13 protein-coding genes are annotated in these 15,893 nt (G+C 53.4%); 4 read left to right on the top strand and 9 right to left on the bottom strand.

Going from position 1 to position 15,893, the window contains the following annotated elements; translation table 11 throughout:
• Positions 1–29: 29 nt before the first annotated feature.
• Both ABGI61_RS00850 and rapA read right to left on the bottom strand, forming a co-directional pair.
• A complete protein-coding gene (locus ABGI61_RS00850; RefSeq protein ID WP_347595435.1) occupies positions 30–686 on the bottom strand; it encodes a pseudouridine synthase in 657 nt (218 codons plus the stop codon).
• On the bottom strand, positions 686–3,589 hold the full coding sequence (gene rapA / locus ABGI61_RS00845; RefSeq protein WP_347595432.1) for an RNA polymerase-associated protein RapA: 2,904 nt from the start codon (positions 3,587–3,589) through the stop codon (positions 686–688). The genes ABGI61_RS00850 and rapA overlap by 1 nt, the downstream gene beginning before the upstream one ends.
• Positions 3,590–3,824: 235 nt before the next feature.
• Between rapA and ABGI61_RS00840 the strand changes: the two genes are divergently transcribed.
• Positions 3,825–5,216, top strand: a complete 1,392-nt coding sequence (locus ABGI61_RS00840; protein WP_347595429.1) for a PhoH family protein — start codon at positions 3,825–3,827, stop codon at positions 5,214–5,216.
• A gap of 90 nt (positions 5,217–5,306) precedes the next feature.
• Positions 5,307–6,371 carry a cache domain-containing protein gene (locus ABGI61_RS00835; protein WP_347595426.1) on the top strand — a complete coding sequence of 355 codons (1,065 nt, stop codon included), beginning with the start codon at positions 5,307–5,309 and terminating at the stop codon, positions 6,369–6,371.
• A gap of 3 nt (positions 6,372–6,374) precedes the next feature.
• On the opposite strand, the gene ABGI61_RS00830 is transcribed toward ABGI61_RS00835, so the two are convergent.
• Both ABGI61_RS00830 and ABGI61_RS00825 read right to left on the bottom strand, forming a co-directional pair.
• Positions 6,375–7,295 (bottom strand): hypothetical protein, encoded by a 921-nt coding sequence (locus ABGI61_RS00830; RefSeq protein WP_347595423.1) that lies wholly within the window; start codon positions 7,293–7,295, stop codon positions 6,375–6,377.
• The gene (locus ABGI61_RS00825) at positions 7,292–7,948 is read right to left on the bottom strand and encodes a choice-of-anchor H family protein (protein ID WP_347595420.1); all 657 of its coding nucleotides are present in this window, start codon (positions 7,946–7,948) and stop codon (positions 7,292–7,294) included. Before ABGI61_RS00825 ends, ABGI61_RS00830 begins: the two co-directional genes overlap by 4 nt.
• Before the next feature lie 85 nt (positions 7,949–8,033).
• Between ABGI61_RS00825 and ABGI61_RS00820 the strand changes: the two genes are divergently transcribed.
• Positions 8,034–8,876, top strand: a complete 843-nt coding sequence (locus ABGI61_RS00820; protein WP_347595417.1) for an RluA family pseudouridine synthase — start codon at positions 8,034–8,036, stop codon at positions 8,874–8,876.
• Here the strand turns inward: ABGI61_RS00820 and ABGI61_RS00815 are convergent.
• Both ABGI61_RS00815 and ABGI61_RS00810 read right to left on the bottom strand, forming a co-directional pair.
• On the bottom strand, positions 8,873–10,921 hold the full coding sequence (locus ABGI61_RS00815; protein WP_347595414.1) for a tetratricopeptide repeat protein: 2,049 nt from the start codon (positions 10,919–10,921) through the stop codon (positions 8,873–8,875). The genes ABGI61_RS00820 and ABGI61_RS00815 overlap by 4 nt on opposite strands.
• A gap of 71 nt (positions 10,922–10,992) precedes the next feature.
• Positions 10,993–11,943 (bottom strand): D-2-hydroxyacid dehydrogenase, encoded by a 951-nt coding sequence (locus ABGI61_RS00810; RefSeq protein WP_347595411.1) that lies wholly within the window; start codon positions 11,941–11,943, stop codon positions 10,993–10,995.
• Between the two features lie 128 nt (positions 11,944–12,071).
• On the opposite strand from ABGI61_RS00810, the gene ABGI61_RS00805 reads away from it, so the two are divergent.
• On the top strand, positions 12,072–12,299 hold the full coding sequence (locus ABGI61_RS00805) for a DUF2798 domain-containing protein (RefSeq protein ID WP_347595408.1): 228 nt from the start codon (positions 12,072–12,074) through the stop codon (positions 12,297–12,299).
• Here the strand turns inward: ABGI61_RS00805 and ABGI61_RS00800 are convergent.
• From ABGI61_RS00800 to ABGI61_RS00790, 3 genes are read right to left on the bottom strand one after another with little or no spacing between them, the layout of a single operon-like run.
• Positions 12,296–12,724, bottom strand: a complete 429-nt coding sequence (locus ABGI61_RS00800; RefSeq protein ID WP_347595405.1) for a group I truncated hemoglobin — start codon at positions 12,722–12,724, stop codon at positions 12,296–12,298. The two genes, ABGI61_RS00805 and ABGI61_RS00800, sit on opposite strands and share 4 nt — an antisense overlap.
• The gene (locus ABGI61_RS00795) at positions 12,724–13,566 is read right to left on the bottom strand and encodes a DUF3034 family protein (RefSeq protein ID WP_347595402.1); all 843 of its coding nucleotides are present in this window, start codon (positions 13,564–13,566) and stop codon (positions 12,724–12,726) included. Before ABGI61_RS00795 ends, ABGI61_RS00800 begins: the two co-directional genes overlap by 1 nt.
• Positions 13,563–15,893, bottom strand: coding sequence for a putative bifunctional diguanylate cyclase/phosphodiesterase (locus ABGI61_RS00790; RefSeq protein WP_347595399.1), 2,331 nt, complete (start codon positions 15,891–15,893; stop codon positions 13,563–13,565). The genes ABGI61_RS00795 and ABGI61_RS00790 overlap by 4 nt, the downstream gene beginning before the upstream one ends.

The following is a 15,893-nucleotide window of genomic DNA, read 5'->3' as shown; positions in this document are numbered from 1 at the left end:
AGGTTAATATAAAAATGAGTTTTTTATGATTAAAACGGGCAGGGAGCAATAAAGCAGCATGCATTGGAATGTTCCGGATGCAAAAAGCAGAGTTGCTCGGCATGTAGCTGTAACCTCGCTGCCGTCGCTACCGTTTTGCTGTCGGCATAAAACTTATCGCCCAGAATAGGGTGTCCCAGCCATTGCAAATGCACGCGTAACTGATGTGAGCGGCCGGTTACCGGCATTAGTTTAAGACGGCTTTCGTTGTCTGAGCGGCTCAGAACCTGATAATGCGTCAGTGAAGGTTTGCCGTACAGATAACAAATGTGCTGTTTTGGTCGGTTCGGCCAGTCACAAATGAGCGGCAAATCTATGCTGCCATAATCTGCCAGTACACGACCCCTTACCCGGGCAATATAATGCTTTTCAGTGTGGCGTAGTTGAAACTGACGGTTCAAGCTGCGCTGGGCATCTGCTGTTAATGCCATCACGACGATGCCAGATGTGGCCATATCCAGCCGGTGCACTACCCGAATACCTGGCCACACCAGACGGGCGCGATATTCGAGGCTGTCTTTGTGCTCGGCAGCTTTACCCGGCACCGTTAACAAACCACTGGGCTTATTAAACACCACCAAGGCGTTATCCTGATACAGAATATCCAGATAAGGCGAGGTGGGTGGTGCATAATGCAGCATGCTCATCAGTCGTGGCTAACCACGATGAGGCGAATAGCATCCAGTTTTAGCCTGGCCTTACTGATATAGTCAGTCAGTTGCTGTTGTTGTGCCACAAGCGCACTGATCTCATCCTGCCTAACGCTTGGATTAAGCTGGCGCAGTGCCGTTAAACGCTGTTGCTGCCCTCCCAAGGTAGCGTTAACTTTCTGCTGTGCCGTGTTTATCACGTCGGCCATTTGCGTCGCGGCAATGTCGTTGGCCTTGGCAATCAGCGGATGTACCAGTTGTTGCAAGGCACCGGCCAATTTGCTGCCGGTTTGACGGCCAACCGGTTTCAGTTGTTTATTAAGCTGCTCAAAGCTGACCTTAGTCGATAAGTTGTTGCCGTTTTTATCCAGCAACAAACGCACGGGTGTCGCAGGCAAATAACGGGGCAACTGCAGCGTCGGCGGGGCGCTGGCTTCAATAATAAAATTCAGCTCCAGCAAATAGCTGCCTACCGGCAAGGCTTTATTGGCCAGCAGCGCCACTGAACTGCTGCCATGAGGTTCGTTGGTAAGAATATCCAATGTCCCGCGCACCATTGGGTGATCCCAGCTCAGCAGCTGAATATCTTCCTCTGCCAGCGCGGTTGCCCGGTCAAAGGTCACGGTGACGCCCTCATCGCCAAGCCAGGGATAACTGCCCTGCATCTGCTCTGACGGCGTCAGAATAATGCTGGTGTCATTGCGGTCATCCTGATTAATGCCCAGCAGATCCCAGGCTTTAAACATCAGCATTGGTAGAGCAGTGTCATTATCCTGTTCGGCTATGGCTTGTGCCAGTTGCTTCGCTTGTTCACCACCAGCCGAGTGAATTTCCAGCAGCTTGTCGCGGCCCTGTTCCAACCGGGTTTTTAACTGTTGGTTTAATTGTTGGCTGTCAGTGATTAACGCCGCCATTGCCGTTGGGTCGGCGAAAGGTTGCGCCAGCAATGGCATCAAGCGGTCTGCAACCTGCTCAAACACACTGCGGCCGGTCTGGCAGGTATGTTCAAAGGCATCCAGCCCTTGTTGATACCAATCAAGCAGCAGCTGTTGTGCCTGGTTGGCAAAATGCGGCAGATGCAGCTGAATATCAGCACGCTGGCCAATACGGTCGAGCCGGCCAATGCGCTGCTCCAGCAGATCCGGGTTTAGCGGCAAGTCAAACAACACTAAGTGATGCGCGAACTGAAAATTGCGGCCTTCACTGCCAATTTCAGAGCATAACAGCAGCTGCGCACTGTATTCTTCCTGCGCGAAGTAGGCGGCGGCTTTATCACGCTCGACAATGCTCATGCCCTCATGAAACACGGCGGCGCGGATCCCCTCGCGCTGGCGCACGGCTTCTTCCAACGCAATGGCGGTGCGGGCGTGGGCGCAAATGAGCAGGAACTTTTCCTGCTTGTGCTGTTTCAGCAGGCTGATAAGCTGCTCGACTCTGGGGTCAAATTGCCACCAGCTGCTACTGTCGTCCAATAGTTGCAGTACTTGCTCGGGAAACAGATTAGCGTGCACCCGCTCAGCTTCAGACAGGTCGGTGTTCAGGCTAAAGTGCACTTTCAGCGCGGTTTGGTATTGCTCGGGCAGCGCTAGGGGGTAAGGGTGTGCTTGCCGCTTGGGAAAACCTTTGATACCGGCGCGGCTGTTACGGAATAAAATGCGGCCCGTGCCATGGCGATCCAGCAACTGCGCCAGCAGCTGCGCACGGGCTTGCTGTTGCTGCTGTGCATCGCCCTGCTGTAATTGCATAAGCTCGGCACTGATGTCGCTCTCGCGCAGCATTTGCTTAAGCGCAGTCTGTTCGGCTGGCGTTAACGGGTTTTGTGCCAGCAGCGGCGTGGCAACGACGGCCACCTGCTGGTATTGCTGCTCTTCCTGTAAAAAAGCCTCATAGCTGTGAAAGCGTGCCGGGTCCAGCAATTTTAGCCTGGCAAAGTGGCTTTCATGGCCCAGCTGATCGGGCGTAGCGGTTAGTAAAATTAACCCGGCAGTACGCTGTGCCAGCGCATCAATTCGCTGATAGGCTTCACTGGGCGCTTGTTCACTCCACTGCAGATGGTGCGCTTCATCTACCACCAGCAAGTCCCATTGGCTGTCGCAGGCCAGTTGGTGCCAGCGTGGCTGGTTTTGCAAAAAGCTCAGGCTGCACAGCACCAACTGCTCGGTATCAAAGGGGTTGGCAACATCCAGTGCCGATTGCTCGCAGCGCTCCTGATCAAACACGGAAAAACGCAAGTTAAAGCGGCGCAGCATCTCCACCAGCCACTGATGTTGTAGCGCTTCTGGCACCACGATAAGCACCCGGCTGGCCAGGCCGCTTATCAGCTGCTGATGAATAATCAGGCCAGCTTCTATGGTTTTCCCCAAGCCGACTTCATCAGCCAGCAATACCCGTGGGGCATGGCGCTTGGCCACCTCGTTGGCAATATGCAACTGGTGTGGAATTAAACTGACGCGGGCGCCACTTAGGCCCTGCAATGGGTTTTGCTGTTGTTGATGCAACTGTTGCCAGGCCTGATAACGCAGCGTAAACCAGTCAAAGCGGTCAATCTGGCCGGCGAATAATCGGTCTTGTGGCTGATTAAAGCTGATAAAGTGATCTAAAAAGGTTTCGCGCAGCTCGACATAGCTGCCATCGTCCAGCCGTTTACCGCAGTACACCAGGTTATCATGCTGCTGTTTAATCGCCTCAACCAGCAGTTTAAAGCCGTCAGCACTGGCAACTTCGTCGCCGACATTAAATTTAACGCGTGTTAGCGGCGCATCGGCCTGGGCATACAGGCGGGTTTCGCCACTGGCCGGAAACAATAACGTTAAATGGCGCCCCTCAATGGCCACCACAGTCCCTAAACCTAAATCGGACTCGGTATCACTTATCCAGCGTTGTCCCAGTGCAAAACTCATCTTATACCCTATCAGCTAAATTGGGGGCGCTATGGTACTAGGAATCCTGCCGGGCTGCATCATCAATTAGCGTAAATTCAGCGTCTGGCACTGTCATCTGATTGCCATCTGCCGGCGGCATGGTGGGCGTGGCGTGTAGTTTTTGCCGCTAAAAGCTCAGGCAAAACAGCGCTATTGCACTATGCTTAGTTTGTGGCACAGGTAACCGGCCTGGCCAGGCGAAGAGGAGAGCCGTATGGCGCGAAGGAAATCCAAAGAAAAAAAAATTTACGTTCTCGATACCAACATTCTGCTACACGAACCTTTTGCCTTTCTAAACTTCCAGGAACACGATGTGGTAATACCGATGACGGTATTAGAGGAGCTTGACCACATTAAAGACCGTAATAAAGATGTTAGCCGCGATGCCAGAGTGGCCATTCGGGCGCTGGAGGATGTATTAAAAGACGCCTCGCCCGATCAGATGCTGCAAGGCGTGGCCTTGCCACGTTCGGGCGAGCAAAAGCCGGGCGGTCATTTATTTATAATTAATGATCATCACATTACCGATGAAATTCCTGGCTTGCCGGGCGGCGAAAACGACCACTTGATCATTAACACGGCGCTGTACTTACAGCGGGAAAAAAGCCCGCTGAAAGTGATTTTGGTCACTAAAGATATCAACATGCGGCTCAAAGCCAAGGGCGCCGGCTTAAAACTGGTCGAAGATTACCGCACCGACCAGCTTATTGACGATGTACGCTTTTTATATAAAGGCTATTACAAATTTCCCGGTGACTTCTGGAGCCAGGTCGGCGAATGCCGCAGTGAAAACGAAGGCCGCGAAACCTTCCATTATGTTAACCGCAGTGTGCTACCCAATGCTTACATTAACGAATATCTGATAGACGAAGTGGAGGGCTTTGCCGGCAAAGTGACGGCCATTACCGACAAAGAGATCCGTATTCTGGATTTTGGCTATGAGCGCCTAATGCACCGTCATGCCTGGGGAATTCATCCGAAAAATATTTATCAGGCGATGGCGATGCAGGCACTACTGGACCCGCACATGGATTTGGTGATCCTGACCGGGCCGGCGGGTTGCGGTAAAACGCTGATCGCGCTGGCGGCCGCCTTAGAGTTGGTGATTGAGAAAGGCATGTACGATAAGGTTATCGTTACTCGTAATACGCCAGAAATTGCGGAGTCGATTGGCTTTTTACCCGGTACGGAAGAGGAGAAAATGGCGCCCTGGCTGGCGGCGATTACCGACTCGTTGGAAGTGCTGCATAAAACCGACGAGCACCCGCATGCCAGCGTGAATTACATTATGGAAAAAGCCAATATTCAGTTTAAATCGGTGAACTTTATGCGTGGGCGCAGCATTCAAAATGCCATAGTTATTTTGGATGAATGTCAGAACCTGAGTGCTGCTCAGCTAAAAACCATTATTACCCGCTGCGGTGAAGGCACTAAGCTCATTTGCTCGGGCAATTTATCGCAAATCGACAGCAACTATCTGACGGCGGTAACCTCGGGGCTGACGTACATCGTCGAGCGGTTTAAAAACTTTGAGGGCAGCACCACCATTAACCTCAATGGTGTGGTACGCAGCCGGCTGGCCTCTTTTGCTGAGGCTAACTTGTAAAGCACAGTGCAAAGCCTGGTTGATTAATTTAACCAATCAGCTAGGCTTTGCCTGCAAAACAGCAGGTTGTGCTAAAGCAAAAGGAGTTGCATGAAAAACCCTGTCTATTATGAATACCGCCGTAGCGGCCAACTTGGTCTGCTAGCCTTAGTGCTGCTGGCCACCCTGGGGGCCACTTTGCACTATTTTCGCAGTGTCGAGCAGCGCGTTAGCCAGACTACCGCGCATTTGCAGGCACTTAGCCAGCAACTGGATGCTGAATTTGCCCCTGTGCTGGCCTTTAGCCAGGCCATGCGCCGCGCTGCCCTGAGCAAGCTAACATTACCGCCTTTAGCCACTGGCCCTGAGCCGTTAGTGGTGCTACAGCTGGCAGACGGTACTGTGCACGACAGCAGCACTTTTACTGATGGCCAAATACAAGCCGAGCTGCAGATGCTCGGCCAGCTTAAGCCCTATTTTGAGCTGGCAGAACAAACTCAGCCGCACCTGCTGGCGATTTATTATTTTTCCGAGCAAGGTTTTGTTTACCACGGGCAGGCAAAGTGGTCTGATTACATCAGTGACCAGCTCGTCAGCTGGCAGCGTAATAGTGCGGCAGAGCCTTCCTATGAGCGGGAGCAGATTTTTTACGCCGAGTTTATCAGCGGCCAGGCCGCGCTGAGTCTGCCGCTGTATCAGTCAGATAAAAAGCTCGGGCGACTGGTGTTTGCCCTGAAATTACAGCCGCTGCTAGAGCCGCTGTATCAGCAATATGCTGATACCGAGTTTATGTTACTGGATCAGTCCGGTGAGCTTATCAGCAGCTCCGTGGCCAGCCGGTTGCAAAGTGTCAACCAGCATATGCTGCAAATTCAGCGGCTACGCACTATGCCCTGGTCGTTAGGGGTGTTGCAGCATAAAACCAGCCTGTTTGCCGCCGGGCTGGCTGATTTTGTCTGGCACTGGCTAAGTTATACCTTGCTACTGGGCTGTCTGTTGCTGGCGTTACAGTACCGTTACCGGCGGCGCACCCTGTCGGCAGTGAACCGCTTGTTAGTGCACATAGACCGTATAAGTAAAGGCCAGACTCAAGGGGTGCGGCATATACCTGACGGCTGGGCAGAAGTATTTGATAAAGTAGCCAGCCTGCCAGCACCAGATAAACCCGCAGACTAACCGCTACAGCAAACGGTAGGCAAACTGGCCATTCTGAGTATAAATACGGTACTGCGGTCTGATTTCGCCTGGGGGCAGTAAGGCCGGTCCGGTTGGGTCCAGCAACAAATAATCACGCCCCTCTATGGTGACGGCGTCATCACTGTTTTGTACCGGCAGATGCAGGGCCAACATCGCATGCTGCGGCAGATAAATCATCGCCAGTTTTACATCCGGCAGCAGCATGCGCACCAAGGCGGCTAGCAATACCGCTTTGCTGTCACAATCGCCACGGTTTTCTTGTAGCAGCTTTAGCGGCGGACTAAAACTGCTGCCAGCAGACTCGGCGCGGTCGGATAAATCCTGATAGGGAATTTGCTGCAGCCACTGGCCGATATAGCCCACTGATTGCCGACTGGGCAGGTTCATCAGCTTTTGGTGCAACGCATTGGCGACCGGCAACAGGGCACTGAGGCTGTCCTGCATCAGGCGCTGATGATCAGGAATTATCACCTGTTCACCCAGTGGCAACGTTATCGCGTAGTAGTAATGCTGCTGCAGATAGTGTTGCTGTTGTGTTTGCAGTAGCTGCGACAACTCAGTTTCCAGCTTAGCACTCAGCTCTGCCGGGGCCTGCAGGCGGTAGCGCAGGCTGTCGCTGCCGGGCAAGCGTTGCAAGCGGGCGCCAGGGTATTGCGCCACATGAGCTCTGGCATCGCGCCATAAGTACTGCTGTAACAGCGCCGGTTTTAATGCACGAAACTGACGAAAATGGTTATTCAGGCTTTGGTTGTCCAGGCTGAAGCTCAGCTGCTGCGGCTCAGCATTTACCTGAAACTGATAATTAAACTGCAACTGCTCGGCGTCACGCTTCAGTTGCAGTTTTAGTGGGGAGGCTGCCAGCGGCAGCGCGATACAGCATAACGTCAGTAACAGCTTTCTCATTCAGCCCTTAACACCCGGTAATGGCGCCAACCTGCCACTAAGCATAATGCCAGCAAGCTTAAGATGCCAGCACTGCCACCAGACACCGCTACAGTGGTACTGGTTTGCACCCGGCTGTCACGGTTAATATCTTCCATCGCCAGCAGATCCAGATTGGCATCATCAAAGCCTGATACCTCCGCCAGCAGGTAACCGGTGTTGGCGTCAAACAGCCTTACGGTCAATAAGTATTCGTCGGCAGCGAACTGGCTTTGCAGTACGGTATCTATGGCCAGCCAGTCATCCGGGCTTTGCCGGTAAAGCTCAAACACACTGCTGGTATAAAAAATGCGCTCATCGCCATAGCTTGGCAGCAGGCTAAATTCAGCAAATACCGCCTGATAAGGCTCGCTGGTATCGGCGTCCAGCTCCAGTTCCAGCCGGTGATAGTAGCCATTGGCATTGCGATCGCCACTTAAATACAAGTCGACACTATAAAACCAGACATGGCTCTGGTAACTCTGTGTGGTTACTGTGGCGTCTTTATTATGCTTTAAACTGACCGGCTTATCAGTGCGCCGCTCTGTGGTCAGGCTGGAGAGGTCGCTGCTTACGGCCTGGCCAGGCCAGCACAGCCAAAGTGCAGTTAACAGTAACAGGCTGAAATTTTTCATAACGGTATCTCCGGTTGCTTTGATACCATTACAGACTGGCGCGATGAATTTTGGCTGAACTTTAACGTAAAGGAAGTGTAAAGCAATGAAACTGGTGCGAACCCTGGTGGCAGAGCAAAGCATTACGGCAATCGATTTGTTGAGTCAGGGCGTGCCAGAGCTGTCTAAAGGCCGGCTAAAAGACGCTATGGCCAAGGGTGCCGTGTTGCTGGCCGGTAAAGTACAAAAGCGGCTGCGCCGGGCACAAACCTTGTTGCAAAGCGGACAGCAGCTAAGCCTGCACTATGATGATGAGCTGTTAAGCCGCAGCTGTGCCCCGGCACAGCTTATCAGCGATCAGCAGCATTACAGCGTCTGGTTTAAGCCGGCAGGGATGTTGTCACAGGGCAACGAATGGGGCGATCATTTGTCGTTGCTGCGCGTCGCCGAGCAACATTTTGCCGCCAAACGACCGGTATTTTTACTGCACCGGCTGGACCGCGAAGCCAGTGGTTTGATGCTGCTGGCGCATAGCAAAGCGATGGCCGCAGCGTTTAGCAAATTGATTGCCAACCGGCAAATTGATAAACACTATCTTATTCGGGTAAAAGGCCAGTTGTCGTCTGCGTTACTGCAACAGGGCGAGCTGAGCCAGCCGCTGGATGACAAGCCTTGCCGTACCGAATTTAACCTGCGCCGCTTTGATGCTGACACTATGCAAAGCTGGTTAAACATTAAACTGATCAGTGGTCGTAAGCATCAGATCCGCCGCCACTTTGCCCTGGCTGGCCACCCGGTAATGGGCGATCCGCAGTATGGTAGCAACAACAAAGATAGCAGTGGGCTGGCGCTACAGGCGGTTAGCCTGAGTTTTCGCTGCCCCAAAACCGGCAAGGCTATGCAGTTTAGCCTACCCGCAGAACGCTTGCTGGCAGGTGCTGAGTGCTAATGCAAGCTGTCATCTAAGGTTGGCTCCAGGCTGGTTTCATTGCAATACAGCTGCAATTGGCCAAGCCTAAAGGCATTAAGTAAGTCTTGCCGTACCAGGCTGCTGGCCCATTCGCAGGCCGGGGTTTGGCTGCTGCTTATGCGGGTCAGCCAAAGCCCCTGATTAGCCGGCTGCTGTTGACATAATGCTAAGCTTAGCCAGAAGGCTTCAGGTAGGCTTTGCAGCTGTGTCAGTTGCCAGGGTCTGCTGAAAAGCTGCGGCAGCGACAGTTGCAGGCTAAGCAGTGTGGTGGCTTCTTTTCCCGCTGGTAGCTGTTGCTGTAATTGCCTGGCAAGTTTCAGCTGTAGTGCTGTGACATCTGTCTGCCGCTGATCCAGTGCCAGCCACAGTACGTCCTGGTCCAGACACCAAGCCAGCATTGCTGTATCCCCTTGCTCCGGTATCAGCCTGTGCAGTACCTGTGTGATGCGCTGCTGACCAAAGCGCAGTTTTAGCTGTTGGCTCTGCTGTGGGCTGAACGCCAGAATATGGCTGATATTATGCTCTTTGTGCTGCAATTGCTGACAAAAGTTGCGCCAATCCGGCAGTGGGCTCTGAGCCGGCGGCATGGCTTTTGCGCTGCGCCGACGTGACCAGAACAACAGTAGGAATAACGCCAGCGCTAACCCTGATACTGTCGACAGCAACAAGCTGATATTGCGCTGCTGCTTTGATAGCTTAAGCTGTTGCTGGCGCAGTTCTGCCTGCCACTGACTGGCGATTGCTGCTTGCTCCAGCCCCTGATTAATTAAGTCCAGCTGCACGATATTCTGTTCGTCCAGTTGCGCCAGGTGCAAACTGCCGGCCTGCTGCAAGCTGGTATAAGCGCCTTGCCAGTCGTTCTGTAATGCAGCCAGACGGGCAGTCAGCTCAAAAAAGCGCAGCTGCAGGTAGACCGCCGCTTGGGGCATATCGGCGGCCAGTTGCTGCAGCAGGTTAGCGGCTTGCGGATACTCGGCTGCCTGCAGGTGCAGCTCGGCCTGTGCCAGCAGGGTTTCCTGCAGGTAAGTTTGCACATTTTGCTGGCTAAACAGTTGCCGGGCAGTGTCAAAGTGTTGCCGTGCCAGTTCCGGCTGTTGTTGCAGCACAGCAAGCCTTCCCAGCCCTAAGGTGGCTATACCCACCCGCAGCGGGTCGTCCAGCTGTTTTGCCAGCGCCAGTGCTTCGGTAAGATACTGTGCTGCTTCACCGGCGGTATCGGCGTGTTCTAAATAAGTTTCACCTATATAAATCAGCGTGTAAGCATAACTGGCGTCGCGTTTTAACTGTTTATAGCGCTGTTTTGCCTGTTGCAGATGGTGTAATGCCTGATGGTGATCTTCTATTTTGCGATATGCCATACCTAAACGCAGGTGAATAGAGGCCAGCGCATCGTCGTCCTGTAAACTGCTGGCCAAGGTAAGTGCCTGATTAAAGTGTTGATAGGCTTCACCAAAGGCGTTGTTTTGCAGGGTTAAGCGGCCCAGCGTAATACGGGCTTTCAGCTCAGCCTCGGCATTTTGCAGTTGTATGGCCAATTCCAGACTACGCCGGGCGTAAGGAATGGCCCTGGGAATATTGCCCAGCTGATTATACGCCTGGGCGAAGCTTTGCAGTATATCGCTGTAAAGTGAAAGACTAGCGGCATCTTCACGCTGGTGCAGTAACACCTCGGCTTGTTCCAGCATGGTAATGGCCATCATGGTATCGCGGTACAAAATGCCGTAAATCTGCGCCTTCAGCAAAAAGGCATAGGCTTTAAGGTAGGGCGCGGCGGCACTGTCCAGCGCTTTGTTTACGGCGTCCATGGCGCCGGCTTTGTTACGTAGCCGCAGCTGCGCTTCAGCCAGCACCAAATAGTCACTGCTATTAAGGGTGTTGTCAGGCAAAGCCTGTAATTGGGTGATCACCTGCTCTGGCTGGCTGCTGGCCTGTAGCAGCCGTTGCTGCAAGGTGTCGCTGGCGTTACTGGAGCCGCTGCCAAATAGCAAACCGATAAACAAACCGATAAAAAGGAGTAGGCGCATTGTCTTGTTTATTATCATTTTTTTCGCCAGTGTAGCGCTAAATTAGTGCTGCAGCCATATTAATGCTGCAGTCATAGTGCATTACGCAGCTTACCGTTAGCAAAGGCCTGCATGTTAGCCACCAGCTGCTGTACCATCCGCTGACGCGCCTCGGCACTGGCCCATGCCATGTGCGGTGTAATAATCAGCTGGGGCAAGTCTGCCGTGACAAGCGGATGCGTTGGCGGCGGGGGCTCTTCGGTCAGCACATCCAGTGCAGCCCCTGCCAGCGTGCCTCGCTGTAACGCCTGCAGCAGAGCAGCTTCGTCGATAAGGCCGCCACGGGCAGTGTTAATCAGCAGTGCGCCAGGCTTCATTGCCGCGAAGACAGCATGGTTAAACAGTCGCTCGGTGTCTTGGGTTAACGGGCAGTGTAAGGATACCACATCGGCCTGTGCCAAAGCGGTGAAGAACGGCAGCCGGCCAGCACGGCAAACATGGGCGTTTGGTTGCTCAGATAACAACACTTGCATACCAAAGGCTTCGGCCAGACGCGCAGTGGCCTGTCCCAATGCGCCATAACCGACAATCAGCATGGTTTTTCCGGCCAGTTCCGTTACCGGGTAGTCCAGCAAACAAAAATACGGGCTTAGGCTCCAGCGCCCATCCCACACGGCATCCTGGTATTGTCGCACCTTATTGGTTAGCTGCAGCAGCAGGGCAAACACCTGTTGCGGCACCGCCGTGTCGGCATAGCCCCTTACATTACACACGGCGATGCCGTGTTGTTGTGCGGCCGCCAGGTCTATATTATTTGCGCCGGTAGCAGCCAGGCATATCAGCTTCAACCTTGGCAGGCTGGCAAGCGTGGAGGCATCCAGTACCACCTTATTCACAATAGCAATATCGGCATGCTGTAAGCGGTTTAACACCTGCGCCGGTGCCGTGCTGTCATAGCAGGTTAGCGCGATATTGTCTGCCTGCAGCGGGCTAAGATCGGCATCTCCCATAGAAGCCGCATCAAGAAAGACAGTCTGGTACATGGTTGGCCCTGCAATTACGTTGTGCCGCGTTATAGCAGCGCTTTGGCGCGGCGTAAAGCCATAACCGCTGCTATTATGCTAAAGTCGCAAGCCTGAACCTATCTACAGCATTGTACGGAGAACATCAGATGTTCGCGCCGCGTTTTCAGCCTGTTTTATTTGCTTTTATTATGTCTGGCTTTATGGCGTTTTTAATGTCAGGCATTTTAACCTTTATTAACCTTGGCTGGTTTGCTGAGTTTTTCAGCGCCTGGCTCAAGGCGTATCTGTATGCTCATGCCTGTGCTTTTCCTTTGGTGTTTATCTTCGCGCCGCTAAGCCGCAAGCTGGCGGCTAAATTAACTGGTCAGGGTTAGCGATAGCTGATGTCTTTATACATCGGCGCTAACAGGGCCAGCAGCTGATTTTGTGCGCTGATACTGATGTTCTGTTGCTGCATTACCTTGATAAGTCCTTCGACTAAGGCATCGTAATCGGCCAGGCTGATGTTAAAACCTGTGTGGCTTTGCTGCATAGTGCCACCGCTATACACACAAGGGCCGCCACTTAACTCACACAACTGCTCGGCTAACAGCTGGCGAAAACGTGCAATGTCGGTGTCAGCAAAATGGTGCACTATGCGTTGGTCATGTTCAATTTCATGCAATAAGCCGTCGGTAATAGCAGCGATGCCTGCTTCACCGCCCAGCTGCTGATACAAGCTCGGCCGGTTTGGCTGGCTGCAGCCGCCCAGTAGCAACAGGCTTAACAGTATTGTCATGGTGCCAATAAACTGGGTCATCACCAGGCTCCTTCAAGCGAAACATAATAGCCTTGCTGGCGATCAAAACCGGCAATACTGCCAAGATCAGCGTAACCGGCCACGACTGACAGGTGTTTGTTAACAAACCAGGCAGCAAAAACATCGCGCCAGTGTTGCTCGTTGGCAAATGCCAGTTGGTTGGGCTTTTGTTTAAACTCGACACCTAATGCCAGGTTGTAATTTAGCAGCAGTACAGCCGAGCCCTCTGCAACCAGTTGGTAGTTGTTATCGGCGGCGGTACCAAAGCCAAGTAAACCGGTTTGGTGGGCTTTGGTGGCGCGCAGGGTAGCGTTTAACAAAAGGTTACGGCCGCCAACCTGGTCAAACAGCACTTTGGTGGCCGCCACATACAGGTCCACCCCACTGTCATCGCGGGCACCCACGGCCTGCGGCAGGGCAAAGTCGCGGTTTTTCTTGTACTGCAGGCCCAGGCTTAGTTGCGGCAGGGCGGTGTATAACAACTCACCGGCAAAGTGATACTTCACACCAAACACGTCCTGGCGCAGCTCGCCGCCCAGCGTATCCAGTTTGAAGCCTTGCCGGGCGAAAGACCACTCCCATTGGTTGTTGTAACTGACACTGGCACCCTGCACATTCAGGGTAAAGTCGTCCACGCCAACTACAGTAGCAAAGGCAGTGGCGGCCCATTCGCCACTGCTGGCATAGCCGTTGGTTACTGCCCAGGGTACGATGCCGCCGCCGGCACTGCCTTCAATCGATGTGGCACCGCCGGTGGCGATAATTTTACTGCCAGCCAGCGCTGTAACCGGGCTGCACAGTGCCAGCAGCAACGCCAATTGGCGTGTTAACCTGTACGTCATGAGGATGTCTCTCCGTTAAACCAACGTGCGGAGCTCTGATTAAATTCGTGTTGCCATGCAAAAAAAGCCTCGCTGCTGAGTGGCTTGGCAAAATAATAGCCTTGCACCGTATCGCAGCCGCATTGACTCAGCGTATTCAGGCCACTGTGCTGCTCCAGCCCTTCGGCGGTCACTTTAAACCCCAGGCTGTGTGCCAGCTGGGTAGTGGCACTGACAATCAGCGCGTCATTACTGTTAGTGGCGATATCCTTAACAAAGGCGCGATCAATTTTAACCTCGTGCACTGGCAGCTGTTTTAAGTACGCCAGCGATGATTGCCCGGTGCCAAAATCGTCAATCGCCAGGTTGATCCCCTGTTGGCGCAGGGCGGTCAGTTGCTGCACGACGGTGTCGGTATCTTGCATAATGGCGCTTTCGGTTACTTCCAGGGCCAAGTTAGCGGCGCTGAGCTGATATTGCGTCAGTAAAGCCGCAATTTGCTGACACAGTGAAGGCTCCAGTAAATCCTGTACCGACAAATTCACCGCCACCTGCATCTGCAGGCCCTTATGTTGCCATAGCGCCAGCTGCTTACACACTTGTTGCAGCATCCATTGGGTAACCAGGCTAATGCTACCGGCGTGCTCTGCCAGGCCGATAAACTGCTCGGGTGGCACAAAGCCCAAGCTGGGGTGTTGCCAGCGGATCAGCGCTTCGCAGCTGTTGCATTGCTGCTGCTCCAGATCCACCTTGGGTTGGTACACCACATAAAACTGGCCATTTTGCAGCGCGTCGGGTAAATCGCGGATCAGTTGCAGCTCGCGCTGATGACTTTCATCCTGCCCCTGCACATAGGTGGCGATGCGCTGGGGCGCGTGGCGGGCATGCTCTAGGGCGATATCGGTGCGGCGCAGTGCATCGCTTAAGCACTCGCCACCGGCAAAAAAATGATATAAACCGGCACACAGTTTCAGGTTAATTAATGACTGCTCCAGCGGATAATGCTCGGTCAGCAGTAACAACTTGGCTTGCACCTGCGCTGGTGTTAACAGGCCGGCATACACCAGTAAAAACTCATCACCGCCCAGCCGTGCCAGTAATAACGGTTTTGGCAATACTGTCGTTAAGCGCCGTGCCAGCTGTACCAGTAACTTATCGGCATTGGCAAAGCCGAGAATATCGTTCAGGTGCTTAAAGTGGCGGATATTCAGCTGCAGCAGGCTACCGTCCTGCTCTGCCAGAATAGCGGGCAGCAGACGATCCACTGCGGCTCTGTTGTATAGGCCGGTTAGCGCATCGTGCTCGGCGTTAAACAGCAGTTGCTGTTCGCGCTGCAAAATATCCTGTTGCATGGTATGCAGGGTGCGGCCCAAAAGGCCAATTTCGTCATTGCCTGCCGTTGGCGCAGGCTCGACACTGCCCTGGCCAATACGGCGGGCAAACTGGCTTAGTGCATCCAATGGCTGGGTAATGCTACGGGCAAACACAAAGGCGACCAACAGCGCCAATGCCAGCGCGGCACCAAATATCAGTAGTAACTGTTGGCGAAATGCCTGGTAATCACTTAGCCAGCGCTGATTAGATAAATGCTGCACCGCCCACAGTTGCTGCTGCTGATCCAGCGCACTTGCCACCGACAAATAGTCCTGATCGCGCTCCTGTTGCAGGTTGCCATCTTGCTGTAATAGCTGCGCTAATAACGGTGTTAGTGCCAGTTGCTGCGCAGCGGTCAGGGTGGAGTTTTGCAAAACAAAAGCATCCTGCTGACGAATGACAAAGCTGATATCCAGATCGGTAATGGCTTTAATGTTAGCGGCCAGTGGTTTATCCAGTAAAAATCCCATACCGGCCCAGGCGATCAGGTTTGGTGCCCGTACCGGCGCCAGCACCAGTTGATAAGGCTGACCATGCAGGCTAAGAATGTCAGCTACACTGGCGTTAGCACCGCCGGTTTGCGCAAACAGCGGTTTAATATCAGCAGGTTGCAGCTGAGTGTCTGAGCTTACCAGCAAGTCGCCGCTGGGTGATAACAACAGCATCAGGTCAGCATTAATGCGACTACCGTGGTTTTGCAGTACCGAGGCAATGGTGTCCTGCTCAGCAGTGGCCACAGCGCGGCGAAAGGCAAAGTCGGTCGCCAGTAAGCCAACACTGTCGCTAAGCTGGCTGGCACGGATCTGTAGTGCCTGTCGCAGTACTTTACTGGCGACATTCAACATATCGTGCGCCTGGCTCAGGCTGTCACGCTTCATGCTGTTTAAGGTTGCCAGCGCTGTGGCCAGCGCGAACAAGCTTAACAGCAACACCAGGATGGCAATAAGCCTGCTGCGCAGCGAGCGAAACAGCAT

Origin of the sequence: Rheinheimera fenheensis (assembly GCF_039871805.1) — a bacterium.
In the GTDB taxonomy this organism is placed as follows: Bacteria; Pseudomonadota; Gammaproteobacteria; order Enterobacterales; family Alteromonadaceae; genus Alishewanella; species Alishewanella fenheensis.
The sequence above is the reverse complement of the archived record's forward strand: the minus strand, read 5'-3'. Positions and strand labels throughout refer to the sequence as shown.

Bases quoted from the DNA above. Each gene is read 5' to 3' on its own strand.
- ABGI61_RS00850 (WP_347595435.1), bottom strand. From the start codon at position 686: ATGAGCATGCTGCATTATGCACCACCCACCTCGCCTTATCTGGATATT.
- rapA (WP_347595432.1), bottom strand. From the start codon at position 3,589: ATGAGTTTTGCACTGGGACAACGCTGGATAAGTGATACCGAGTCCGAT.
- ABGI61_RS00840 (WP_347595429.1), top strand. From the start codon at position 3,825: ATGGCGCGAAGGAAATCCAAAGAAAAAAAAATTTACGTTCTCGATACC.
- ABGI61_RS00835 (WP_347595426.1), top strand. From the start codon at position 5,307: ATGAAAAACCCTGTCTATTATGAATACCGCCGTAGCGGCCAACTTGGT.
- ABGI61_RS00830 (WP_347595423.1), bottom strand. From the start codon at position 7,295: ATGAGAAAGCTGTTACTGACGTTATGCTGTATCGCGCTGCCGCTGGCA.
- ABGI61_RS00825 (WP_347595420.1), bottom strand. From the start codon at position 7,948: ATGAAAAATTTCAGCCTGTTACTGTTAACTGCACTTTGGCTGTGCTGG.
- ABGI61_RS00820 (WP_347595417.1), top strand. From the start codon at position 8,034: ATGAAACTGGTGCGAACCCTGGTGGCAGAGCAAAGCATTACGGCAATC.
- ABGI61_RS00815 (WP_347595414.1), bottom strand. From the start codon at position 10,921: ATGCGCCTACTCCTTTTTATCGGTTTGTTTATCGGTTTGCTATTTGGC.
- ABGI61_RS00810 (WP_347595411.1), bottom strand. From the start codon at position 11,943: ATGTACCAGACTGTCTTTCTTGATGCGGCTTCTATGGGAGATGCCGAT.
- ABGI61_RS00805 (WP_347595408.1), top strand. From the start codon at position 12,072: ATGTTCGCGCCGCGTTTTCAGCCTGTTTTATTTGCTTTTATTATGTCT.
- ABGI61_RS00800 (WP_347595405.1), bottom strand. From the start codon at position 12,724: ATGACCCAGTTTATTGGCACCATGACAATACTGTTAAGCCTGTTGCTA.
- ABGI61_RS00795 (WP_347595402.1), bottom strand. From the start codon at position 13,566: ATGACGTACAGGTTAACACGCCAATTGGCGTTGCTGCTGGCACTGTGC.
- ABGI61_RS00790 (WP_347595399.1), bottom strand. From the start codon at position 15,893: ATGCTGTTTCGCTCGCTGCGCAGCAGGCTTATTGCCATCCTGGTGTTG.